The sequence below is a fragment of the Winogradskyella poriferorum genome (genome assembly GCF_050618035.1).
GTDB lineage: Bacteria > Bacteroidota > Bacteroidia > Flavobacteriales > Flavobacteriaceae > Winogradskyella > Winogradskyella poriferorum_A.
Window position 1 is genome coordinate 1 of the sequence record NZ_JBODPY010000001.1, and the last position, 12,249, is coordinate 12,249.

The 12,249-nt window shown below is 35.1% G+C and carries 10 protein-coding genes and 1 pseudogene; 5 read left to right on the top strand and 6 right to left on the bottom strand.

Annotation, left to right across the window (positions count from 1 at the left end; all coding sequences use genetic code 11):
• A pseudogene (locus ACRHOC_RS00005) lies at nucleotides 1-1,171 on the bottom strand (hypothetical protein); the annotation flags it as partial.
• A 257-nt stretch (nucleotides 1,172-1,428) separates the two neighbouring features.
• Between ACRHOC_RS00005 and ACRHOC_RS00010 the strand changes: the two are divergent.
• From ACRHOC_RS00010 to rodA, 5 genes are read left to right on the top strand one after another with little or no spacing between them, the layout of a single operon-like run.
• On the top strand, nucleotides 1,429-2,457 hold the full coding sequence (locus ACRHOC_RS00010) for a rod shape-determining protein (RefSeq protein WP_431156434.1): 1,029 nt from the start codon (nucleotides 1,429-1,431) through the stop codon (nucleotides 2,455-2,457).
• A gap of 10 nt (nucleotides 2,458-2,467) precedes the next feature.
• Nucleotides 2,468-3,289, top strand: coding sequence for a rod shape-determining protein MreC (gene mreC / locus ACRHOC_RS00015; protein ID WP_431156435.1), 822 nt, complete (start codon nucleotides 2,468-2,470; stop codon nucleotides 3,287-3,289).
• A complete protein-coding gene (locus ACRHOC_RS00020; RefSeq protein ID WP_431156436.1) occupies nucleotides 3,282-3,788 on the top strand; it encodes a rod shape-determining protein MreD in 507 nt (168 codons plus the stop codon). The genes mreC and ACRHOC_RS00020 overlap by 8 nt, the downstream gene beginning before the upstream one ends.
• Complete coding sequence (mrdA, locus tag ACRHOC_RS00025; RefSeq protein ID WP_431156437.1) at nucleotides 3,785-5,725, top strand: penicillin-binding protein 2; 1,941 nt, start codon at nucleotides 3,785-3,787, stop codon at nucleotides 5,723-5,725. Before ACRHOC_RS00020 ends, mrdA begins: the two co-directional genes overlap by 4 nt.
• A 3-nt stretch (nucleotides 5,726-5,728) precedes the next feature.
• Nucleotides 5,729-7,009: a rod shape-determining protein RodA gene (gene rodA, locus ACRHOC_RS00030; protein ID WP_431156438.1), complete on the top strand. Its 1,281-nt coding sequence runs from the start codon at nucleotides 5,729-5,731 to the stop codon at nucleotides 7,007-7,009.
• Nucleotides 7,010-7,078: 69 nt separating this feature from the next.
• Here rodA and ACRHOC_RS00035 read toward each other — a convergent pair whose 3' ends face one another.
• From ACRHOC_RS00035 to ACRHOC_RS00055, 5 genes are all read right to left on the bottom strand, one after another.
• The gene (locus ACRHOC_RS00035; RefSeq protein ID WP_431156439.1) at nucleotides 7,079-7,276 is read right to left on the bottom strand and encodes a PLDc N-terminal domain-containing protein; all 198 of its coding nucleotides are present in this window, start codon (nucleotides 7,274-7,276) and stop codon (nucleotides 7,079-7,081) included.
• Between the two features lie 92 nt (nucleotides 7,277-7,368).
• A complete protein-coding gene (locus ACRHOC_RS00040) occupies nucleotides 7,369-8,805 on the bottom strand; it encodes an NADP-dependent isocitrate dehydrogenase (RefSeq protein ID WP_431156440.1) in 1,437 nt (478 codons plus the stop codon).
• 211 nt (nucleotides 8,806-9,016) lie between these two features.
• Nucleotides 9,017-10,363, bottom strand: coding sequence for a GntP family permease (locus tag ACRHOC_RS00045; protein ID WP_431156441.1), 1,347 nt, complete (start codon nucleotides 10,361-10,363; stop codon nucleotides 9,017-9,019).
• Entirely contained in the window at nucleotides 10,360-11,760 is a 1,401-nt protein-coding gene (gndA, locus tag ACRHOC_RS00050) for an NADP-dependent phosphogluconate dehydrogenase (protein WP_431156442.1), read from the bottom strand. Before gndA ends, ACRHOC_RS00045 begins: the two co-directional genes overlap by 4 nt.
• 2 nt (nucleotides 11,761-11,762) lie before the next feature.
• On the bottom strand, nucleotides 11,763-12,242 hold the full coding sequence (locus tag ACRHOC_RS00055; RefSeq protein WP_431156443.1) for a gluconokinase: 480 nt from the start codon (nucleotides 12,240-12,242) through the stop codon (nucleotides 11,763-11,765).
• Nucleotides 12,243-12,249 lie beyond the last annotated feature (7 nt).

Consider the following 12,249-nt stretch of genomic DNA (forward strand, 5'->3'; position numbering starts at 1 on the left):
TCGATAAATCAAAACATCCTGATAGGTCTGCAACGTTTGTTGCTGTTCCTAATCCAATATCTCCTGTATATCTTAAATACCATATATCACATATTCCCGTTGGAGCGCCTTCTAAGCTGAATCCTCCTGCTGGTTGCATGGCTGGTGCGCCTAAGATATCACCTGTTGCTTGGTCTGTAATCACCCATGTTGAACTGTCTCCTGAAAGTACACTCATGTCTACAAACTCTACTTCAATAAGATCATCAGTCCCTTCACCTACACAGATCTCTGCTGTGGTATCTGTTGTGCCTACAATCTGAATGGCACCACCATTTACTGCATTTCTTGATACTGAGATTGGGTTCGATAAATCAAAACATCCTGATAAGTCTGCAACATTTGTTGCTGTTCCTAATCCAATATCTCCTGTATATCTTAAATACCATATGTCGCATATTCCAGTTGGAGCACCTTCTAAACTGAATCCTCCTGCTGGTTGCATGGCTGGTGCGCCTAAGATATCACCTGTTGCTTGGTCTGTAATCACCCATGTCGAACTGTCTCCTGAAAGTACACTCATATCCACAAACTCTACTTCTATAAGATCCTCTGTACCTTCACCGACACAGATCTCTGCTGTCGTATCTGTTGTGCCTGCAATTTGGATGGCTCCACCTTCAGCATCACAAGATGCCCAAGCCGCTGCGGATTCACCACTAGTAGTGGTGTAGGGTCCGTTTCCTGTAACAAAATTGTTAGCATCATCCCAACGGCCAGCAGTTACTGCCTGTCCTACCCTAGCCTGATTGGCAGCACCCCATTGTACATAAGACACTAAAATTGCAGGATCAGAAGAACCAAATGAGTTGGTACTAAACAAACTTAACCCGTCTTGAGCCTCTGTAACATTGTACACCAAGGACACAGATTCGTCTGGCGATAGCATAAAATCTCCTTCTGTTGGAGTAACTGTACCTACCCTAACGTAAGTACCTGGTCCTAAACAAAGCCAGTAATTAGAGACGTCTTGAAAAGACGCTCCAGTATTGGTCATCGTTAGCAAATCTGTTGCAGGATCGACACTTGTAAAAGTAACACCTTGAGCAAAACTTGATAAGGTTCCCACAATAGATAATGACAAAACAAGAAGCTGTCTCATCATCTTTTGAAATTGTAATTTTTGTTTCATTTTATAATTGCTTTTTTAATTTTCTAAAATTAATTTGAGCATTTAGTATAAAATGTTAGCTATCTAACATAACCTCAAAAATTATATTACTATCATTAAAAATTTGAAAAATACACTCTAAATTTTATGTCACTTTAGTCTATTTCTTCTGAAGTCATTTATCCTTGTAAGATTCTCAATTTAACTGGTGATTATTATTTAGTATTTATTACATTTACATACTAATACATAACCCAAATAACATAACATACTAGCACATGGGATTTTTTGATTTCCTAACAGAAGAAATTGCTATAGATTTAGGTACTGCAAACACCCTTATTATTCATAACGACAAAGTAGTTGTTGATAGCCCTTCAATTGTTGCAAGAGACAGAATCAGCGGAAAAATTATCGCTGTAGGTAAAGAGGCCAATATGATGCAAGGGAAAACCCATGAAAATATTAAAACCATTCGTCCTCTTAAGGATGGTGTAATTGCAGATTTTGACGCTTCTGAACAAATGATCAGTTTGTTTATTAAAAATATACCAGCACTAAAAAAGAAATTCTTCAGTCCAGCACTTCGTATGGTGGTTTGTATACCGTCTGGGATTACTGAGGTTGAAATGCGTGCAGTAAAAGAATCTTGTGAAAGAGTTAATGGTAAAGAAGTTTATCTTATTCATGAACCTATGGCTGCTGCAATTGGTATTGGTGTGGATATTATGCAACCTAAGGGTAACATGATTGTAGATATAGGTGGTGGTACAACGGAGATTGCAGTAATTGCATTGGGTGGTATCGTTTGTGATAAATCTGTAAAAGTTGCTGGTGACGTTTTTACCAACGATATTATCTATTACATGCGTACTCAACATAATTTATATGTTGGTGATCGTACTGCTGAAAAAATAAAAATCCAAATTGGTGCTGCAACTGAAGATTTAGAGTTGCCACCAGAAGATATGAGTGTTCAAGGTAGAGACTTGTTAACCGGTAAACCAAAGCAGGTTCAAATATCATACAGAGAAATTGCCAAAGCACTTGATAAATCAATTTTAAGAATTGAAGATTCTGTTATGGAGACCTTATCACAGACACCACCTGAATTAGCAGCTGATATCTATAATACTGGTATTTATCTTGCTGGTGGAGGGTCTATGCTTCGCGGACTTGACAAACGATTATCTCAAAAAACAGATCTACCAGTCTATATTGCTGAAGATCCATTACGAGCTGTTGTTCGAGGTACAGGTATTGTACTTAAAAACTTACCTAAATACAAAAGCGTATTGATTAAATAAGAGGTAAATAATGCAACAAATCATCAATTTTATAATACGAAACAAAACGTTTCTATTGTTCTTGTTGCTATTTGGTATTTCACTTACCTTAACGATTCAATCACATTCTTATCACAGAAGTAAATTTATAAATTCGGCAAATAGCCTGTCCGGTGGTGTATACGGCACCTTTAATTCAATTGGTAAATATTTCAATTTAAAAGAGCAAAATGAGATACTTGCTGAAGAAAATAAACAACTCAGAAATTTGCTCTTTAATGCACAAAAAAACAAAGATTCGATTTATGTCGATTCCTCTTTTGCAGAAGGACATTATAAAGTTATAACTGCCGAAGTGTATAAGAATAGTTATGCCTTAACGGATAATTATCTTACCATTAATAAAGGGAGAAATGATAGTATTAAGCAAGATTTTGGAGTTATATCCTCAAAGGGAATTATTGGTATTATAGACAATACATCTAATAGTTATGCAACCGTCTTGTCAATACTCAATACTAATAGTAGAATTAACGCAAAAATAAAAGCCACCAACCACTTGGGTACGCTAGAATGGAATGGTTTGTCACCACATATTGCACAACTTGTTGATGTTTCAAAATTTGCTCCTGTAAAATTAGGTGATACCATTGAGACTGGTGGACAGTCTGCAATTTTTCCGAAAGGCATTGGAATTGGTATAGTAGAGAAATTCGAAACAGATATTAGTGGCGATACTTATAATATTGAAGTAAAACTCTTTAACGACATGACCAATCTTGGTACTGTTTATATTATTGAGAATCTTGATAAGGATGAAATTAAAACCCTTGAAAATACTGTAAATGACTAGTTTTGCTGGTATATTGACCTTAAGATTTTTTGCATTACTACTTGTACAAGTTGTCATCTGCAACAATATCAACTTTTTCGGATTTATCAATCCGTACATTTATATCATTTTCATTTTCTTATTCCCAATCCGAGATAGTAGACTCATCCTTCTAACGGTTAGTTTTTTATTAGGTATGATGGTTGATATGTTTTCAGACTCTGGTGGTGTACATGCTGCCGCATCAGTTAGTTTAGCATATGTAAGACCTTTATTACTAAAGGTATCCTTTGGAATGTTATATGAACATCAGAGTGTAAAATTCAGTAACACAGCCCTTGGGAGTTTAATTGGCTATGTAGCACTTGGTACTTTAATACATCATTTTATTCTTTTTACACTTGAAGTTTTTAACATAGGGAACATACTTTTAATTTTAAAAAAGACGTTATTCTCAAGTATCTTTACAGTTATTGTAAGCATCTTAATAATCGTTTTATTTAGTAGGAATAAAAAATGAGAAAACTCCTCTTACTTACTACTGCTATTTTAGTTGGTCTTGTTTTTATTGCACGCTTGTTTTATTTACAGGTCTATGGTGGCTATGAGTATGATGTATTTGAAGACTCCGCAATTAGAAAGGTTTATAATTACCCAAAACGTGGCTATGTATATGATAGAAATGGTGAACTGTTAGTCGCTAATCAACCTTCCTACGATGTCATGGTAATTCCAAGGGAAGTTGAACCTATGGATTCAAGTGAGATTGATGAATTTTGTGACCTATTAAAAATCACTAGAACGGACTATGATAAAAAGCTTGAAAGGGCAAACCGTTACTCACCTCGTTTACCTTCACCTTTTGTTCCGCAGCTCTCCAAATTAGACTATGCTGTCCTTCAAGAAAAAATGAGGAAATACGAAGGCTTTTACATACAAAAACGTTCATTGAGGTTATATCAGACCGATATTGGCGCAAATGTTCTTGGTGACATTGGAGAGGTAAATCGTAGTATAATTTCTAAACAACCTTATTACAATATGGGAGACCTTATTGGAAAACAAGGTATCGAAAAGACCTATGAGAAAACTCTGAGAGGTGTTAAAGGCATTAAGTTCATTCAAAAAGATCGGTTTAATAAAGATATTGGACCATTCCAAGAAGGAAAACTAGACACCTTACCAGTTCCAGGCAAGGATATTAAAATTACCATAGACTCCAAATTACAGGCTTATGGCGAGTTACTGATGAAGAATAAACGAGGTGGTATTATTGCAATTGAACCTAGTTCTGGTGAAATTTTAACTATGGTATCTGGCCCTTCCTACAACCCAAATTTACTCGTAGGAAGAGACCGTTCCAAAAATTTCAATAAGCTATATAGAGACAGTATAGCAAAACCATTATTTGATCGAAGTCTACAAGCGATGTATCCTCCAGGCTCACCCTTTAAAACCTTAAATGCTCTAATCGCTCTTCAAGAAGGTGTTGTGACTACAAGCGATAAATTTAGTTGCTCATTAGGTTATAGATACGGAAACAGAAAAATGGGTTGTCATGTACATCGTAGTCCAGCAGATATGAATCTTGGTATTTATGAGTCTTGTAATGCCTATTTTGCAAATGTTTACAGAAAGATTATTGACAAGTATGATAGTCCCTCTGAAGGTATGGATAAATGGAGCGAACATATAAAGAGCTTTGGTTTAGGAAATTATTTAAATAATGACTTGTCGGTTGGTCAACCTGGTAAAGTTCCATCTGCAGCAACTTATGACAGAGGTTATGGAAAAAACCGATGGTATACCACATTTACAATATCTAATGCAATTGGTCAAGGTGAAGTATTAGCAACACCTATTCAATTAGCTAATATGGCTGCAGCTATAGGTAACCGAGGGTATTACTATACACCTCATATTATTAAAGAAATTGAAAACCAAACTATCCCAAAAAAATTTACTACACCAAAGTACACCACTATAGACAAGGAACATTTTGAACCCGTAATACAAGGCATGTTTGATGTTTATAATAAAGGAACGGCAAAATATGTACAGGTACCTGGTATAGAAATATGCGGTAAAACAGGAACAGCTGAAAACTTTGCCATTATTAATGGGGAGAAAACGCAATTGACCGACCATTCTATCTTTGTTGCTTTTGCACCAAAAGACAATCCAAAAATTGCTATCGCAGTTTTCGTAGAAAACGGGTATTTTGGGAGTAGATTTGCTGGTAAAATGGCCAGTTTAATGATTGAAAAATACATTAATGGCAGTATTACAAGAACTGATTTAGAAACATTTGTTTTGAGCCATACACTTGAACATGAATATGCCAAGCCATTTTCAGAAGAACCCTTTGGCATTAACAGACAAACTACTTTAGAAACTGTTTCACCAGAGGAATATCAAGAATTATTGAATATTAAAGCCAACATCTCCAGCAAGTAGCATATGTTAAGAGAAAACCAAAGGCGATTTAAATTTGATTGGATAACCATTATCCTCTTTATTCTTCTTGTTGGTTTTGGCTATGTAAACATCTTATCAGCTTCGCATATTGGTGAAATTACCAACTACTTTGACATGAGCCAACCATATGGAAAACAAACTGTTTTCATTGGCCTAAGCTTAATTCTTATTGTTTTAATTCTCTCTTTTGAGGCTAAATTTTATGAACGGTTCGCAAGTCTTATTTATATCGTTGCCATACTTTCTCTTTTAGGACTTTTTGTTTTTGGTAAAGATGTTAATGGCGCTAGATCGTGGTATGGCATAGGCAGTATGACTATTCAACCAAGTGAGTTTGCAAAATTTGCCACTGCTCTTGCAGTTGCAAAATATATAAGTGATCTGCAAACCAATATGAAAACTCTTAAAGACCAAATTAGAGTTGCAGCGATAATATTTACACCAGCTTTGTTAATTCTACTCCAGAATGATGCAGGTAGTACTATTGTTTATTTAGCCTTCTTTTTTGTCTTTTACCGTGAGGGTTTACAACAAGTATATCTAGCAGTTGCCTTAGCATTGATTGTTCTTTCGGTTCTCGTCTTAAAGTATGGTATTGTGGTTACGGCTATCGTTTCTGCAATAGTTTTAGGGACACGTTATTTTATGCGAAAGAAAAAGCGTGCCTCACTCATACAATATATCCTTGTTTTAGGTATTAGTATTGGTTTTGCCTATGGTGTCAAGCTCTTTTATGAACATGCCTTAAAACCACATCAACAAAACAGAATAAGCCTTTGGTTGCGACTAGAAAAGGATCCAATTAAACTCGAAAGAATGAAAAAGGCCGAGGCTTACAACCTTATTCAATCTGAGCAAGCAATTAGTTCGGGGCATTTCTACGGTAAGGGATTTTTAAAGGGCACCAGAACAACCGGTAAATTTGTACCAGAACAGCACACGGACTATATTTTTAGTACAGTTGGCGAAGAATGGGGATTTTTAGGAAGTAGCTTTGTAGTGATTTTGTTTGTCACACTCATCGTAAGGATTCTTTACCTAGCTGAATCCCAAAAGTCACAATTTAGTCGTGTTTATGGATATGGTGTGGCTTCTATTCTTTTTGTCCATTTTACCATTAATACAGGTATGGTAATGGGATTAATCCCAACAGTTGGTATTCCATTACCATTTTTCAGTTATGGCGGTTCAGGTCTTTGGGGATTCACCATCTTACTTTTTATTTTTATCAAACTCGATAGCAATAAAATAAACGAATGGTAAAAGAAAAGACTGCCTTCAATTAGACAGTCTTACTACTAGATACATCATCACTGCTATTAATCAATATATCTAAACCTTAATCTTAAATGTTATTGACATTATGTAAAAAAAGACACCAAGCACAGGCAGAAACAGTAATAATACTAACCAAATTACTTTATCTCTAAAACTATTCTGTGATCTAAGCACAACGATACACAGAAACAAGATAATTAGTATGTAACAACCTATGAAAAAATTTACCAATCCTGAATCTACAAGTGTCATGGCGTCTTTATAATTTATTTACATCACAAGAATTTCCAAATACTAACTCTCTAAATTTATTTAAAGGCTTGGGATGTAAATAATTACTTAATCTATTGACCTTGTCCTAGCGAATAGCCACGGACTCCATCAAAAGTGTATAAGTTTTCAGTCTTAATAGCATCTATATCGTGCTCTATAGCCGCTTGTAATACTTCTACAATTTTTCTTTTTGACAATTCTCTCCCTTCTTTAGATGCGTATCTGCATCTCCAATGGTCGGTACAAAACGTTTCATTAAACCCATTAGGCCAAACCTTTATACCTCTATTTGTGATTAGAGACAACTCTAATTCATCATTATTTAATTTTTCTAATTTCTTTGCAAGTTCATTTGCATCTGTTCCATGCCAATCCACAAACAAATCTACACCCACTACTTTTTTATCTCTTGAAGGTCTTCTTTGATACTTTGGAAGCACTAATGGTGTATTATCTTCAAAATGTACTTCTGGAAGTTGTTTTGGTTTATTACCAAGATTAGCAATTACCGCCTCAGCAAATTCTTTTGTACCGACACGTCTAGTGCTCATGATAGGATCATAAATATCATTTGTATGCACACCATCTTCGATTGTACGCAACCATGCATTCTGAATTTTTTCAGCAACATCATTTTGACCAATATGATTCAGCATCATAACAGCTCCATTTATCAGCCCAGATGGATTGGCTACATTTTTACCTGCGATATCTGGTGCTGAACCATGAATTGCTTCAAACATTGCACATTCTTGACCAATATTAGCCGAACCTGCAAGCCCAACTGAACCTGTAATTTGCGCTGCAATATCTGACATCACATCACCATATAAATTCGGCATTACAATGATATCAAAATCTTCTGGTGAGTCTGCAAGAAGTGCTGCACCTATATCAACAATCCAATGCTCGTTGATGATATCTGGGTATTTAGCTGCTACCTCATCAAAAACCTGATGGAACAAGCCATCAGTCTGTTTCATAATATTATCTTTTGTGAAACATGTTACTTTTTTGCGACCATATTTTTTGGCATACTCAAATGCATAGGTTACAATTTTTTCACAACCTGGTCGACTGATTAATTTAAGACACTGAACAACCTCATCTGTTTGTTGATGTTCAATACCAGCATAAAGATCCTCCTCGTTTTCTCTAATGATGACTACATCCATATCTGGATGTTTTGTTGCAACAAAAGGATGTAAACTACGACATGGTCTTACATTCGAATAAAGACCTAGGGTTTTTCTCATGGTTACATTAAGGCTTTTGTAGCCTCCACCCTGAGGTGTTGTTATTGGTGCTTTTAAAAGCACTTTATTTTTTCTTATAGATTCCCAAGCTTCATCAGATATTCCAGTAGAATTTCCTGATAAATACACCTTTTCACCTACCTCAATTTCCTCAAAAGTAAGGTCTGCTCCTGCTGCTTGAAGAATATTTAATGTGGCGTCCATAATCTCAGGACCTATACCATCACCTTTTGCTAAAGAAACTTTTATCATTGTGTTTATCGATTAATTTCTGGACAAAGATGATTAATAATTCGCATATACTATTATATATGTTTTTTATAATAATTATAAATAATAGTTATTGAAAACGATTTCGTATTCGGACAATTCTCAGAAAAATGAAGATTGAAACTTTAAGCGTAGTGAGATTTTTTAAGAAACTTTAACTAATCCTAATTAAGAAGTAGAAAAAGAAAATGCCTTATGTTATAAAAGCAGATAGAATTAAAGCACAAGTAAAACCAGTTATAGCTAATATTGTTGTCATCATCGACCAACTCTGAAAAGTCTGCTTTTCATTTAGACCTAGATATTTTCCAACAAGCCAAAAACCACTATCATTAACATGTGACATAATGCTTGCTCCAGCTGCGATTGAAATGACCAGAAGTGCCTTTTTAGGTTCTGAAACATCATTTAATAATAAGGGAGCAGTTAAACCAGCAGCTGTAATCATTGCAACAGTGGCTGACCCTTGAAGAATTCTAATAATTGCAGCTGCAATAAACGCAAACACGATTATACTTATGCCCTTATCAGCAAAATAATCTGCTAGCATTGTACCTGTTCCTGTATTGACTAAGACCTGTTTAAAAACACCTCCTGCGCCGGTAATTAAAATAATAATGCCTGCTGGTCCTAAAGATTTAGAAGAAATATCTAATAATTGATTCTTAGTAAAACCCTTTTTAATGCCTAATAAATACCATGCAATAATATTGGCAATAATCAGAGCCGAAAAGGGATGACCTATCATACCAATCCAACTAAGAATGTCCTCCGAAACCCTTTCTTTACCCACTAATGGACTATTAAGTATTGTATTTAAAACAATTAGTAAAATAGGAATGGCAATAATAGCAATGATGGATCCTACTGGTGGAAGCTCCTTCTTATTTTTTTCAAAAACCTCAAGCTCTGGAGCTACAACATTAATACGTTTAGAAATATATTTAGCGAATAATGGGCCGCAGAAAATGGCAGTAGGAAAACCAACTATGACACCAAAAAGTATGACCCAACCCAAATCTGCTTTAATAATGTCTGCAACTGCAATTGGACCAGGAGTTGGTGGTATAAAACTATGTGTAATGGCCAATCCTGCTAATAATGGAATACCATATAATAAAAGTGACTTGCCCGTTTTGCGTTGCAAAGCATAAATCATAGGAACCAAAATAATGAAAGCGACATCAAAAAAAACTGGAATAGCAATTATAAAACCCGAAAGCATAAGTGCCCAAGAGGCATTCTTTTCTCCAAATTTTGATAAAAGAAATGTTGCCAATGCTTCTGCTCCACCAGAATTTTCGAGAATTGCTCCAAAAATGGCACCTAAACCTACAACTACAGCCACAAATCCAAGTGTATTACCCATTCCTTCTTGAACGGTTTTAATAATCGAAAGTGGGTCCATACCAGATAAAACACCCACAGTAATACTAGCTATTAGTAATGCAATAAATGCCTGAATTTTAAATCTAAGAATCAGTACCAGTAGTAAAATAACACCGACTAAAACAGCACCAAGCAAAGAATAATCTATCATATCGTTTCCCAGTTAGTATGAAAAAACTCGTCGTAACTATGACCTATTTTCTGGTAAGTATGCGCTCCAAAATAATCGCGTTGCGCTTGAATTAAATTTGCAGGAAGTCTTTTAGTAGTCATAGCAATCCAGTAATCATAAGCAGAATGAAAAGCGCTTAAACTTATCCTTACCTTTAATCCTGTGCCCAAAATATCTTTAATATCTACTTCAAATTTATGAAGCAAGTTTATCACTGATTTGTGATCCAAATAACTTTGTCCATCATTTAATAAATCTATAGATTGTTCCATAAATACCGATCTAATGATACAGCCATTGGTCCAAACTCTAGCAATCTCTGATAAATTCAAGCTCCAATTATAAGCTTTAGAAGCTTGTCTCAATATTTCAAATCCTTGATAATGGTTTATTATGCGTGCAAATTTATAGGCCGATTTTAATGTTTCCAGATTTAGTTCCTCAACTTCTCTCTTAGTCGAAATTTGTTCTGATAGAATTTCACGTTGTGTTTTAAACGAAGAAATATATCTTGCAAAAACGGCAGACGCCATCATCGTATTAACCGATCCTAAATCAAAAGCCACTTTTGAGGACCATGACCCAGTACCCTTATTCCCTGCTTTATCAAGAATGGAATCAATAATATATGTACCATTCTCCTTTTTGGTAAGAATTTGAGCCGTTATATCTAATAGGTAACTGTTTAATTCACTCTCATTCCATTCGGAAAAAATTGAAGCTATCTGATTATTAGAGTATTGTGTTGACAATAATGCATACAATTCGGCCAGAAGTTGCATTTCGACATATTCGATTCCATTATGAATCATTTTAATGAAATGACCCGAACCTTCAGGTCCTAGCAACGCACAGCAAGGCTCATTGTCTTTATCCTTGGCCGCAATACTCTCAAGAATTACTTTTACTTCATTATAAGCTCCATGAGTTCCTCCAACCATTAAAGATGGACCATTTAATGCACCTAAAGCACCACCTGAAACACCACATCCAATATAGCTTATGCCTTTTTTCTCAAGATATGTCTTTCGTCTATTGGTATCCTCATAGTAAGAATTTCCACCATCGATTACAATATCATTTTCTGAAAGTAGTGGCAATAGTTGGTCTATTAGATAATCTATAGCACTTCCAGCTTTAATCATTATAAATATCTTTCTAGGACGCTCTAATGAAGCAACAAACTCTTCTAGTTGGGTTGTACCAAAAACACTATCTTCTGTTTTATCTTCATTTAAGAAATCGGTGACTAAATGAGCTTCACCTTCTACAGCACGATTATATACAGAAAGTGAAAAGCCGTTTTTTATAATATTATGACTTAGGTTACTTCCCATAACACCTAAACCAATAACACCAAATACCGACTTTGCCATATTTATAATTTTGTAATAATTTCTTTTATCAACATATCAGGAGTTTGAGAGATATCTACATGTATACCATATTCTGGAACCTCTAAATCTGCAAATTGAGAGTTTAATAATTTAGAAGACATATAGTGTCCTTTTCTATTATCCATTCTCGCTTTAATGACCTCCTTAGTTCCTGCTAAATATACCCAGTTTATTTTAGATGAACTTTCAGAACTTAAAATTGCTCTATAGTTTTCTTTTAAGGCCGAACATGCTAAAACTCCACCTTTACCCTTTGACCAATCACCAATATTTTTTGCTAGAATCTTTAACCAAGGTAAACGGTCTTGATCATTAAGGCTTTTACCATTTGACATTTTTAAAATATTCTCTTGAGGGTGAAAATCATCTGCATCATAATAAGGAATACCAAGTTCTTCCGATAAGCCACTCGCTATAGTAGACTTTCCTGAACCACTCACTCCCAATACAATAATTACCATGCTTTAG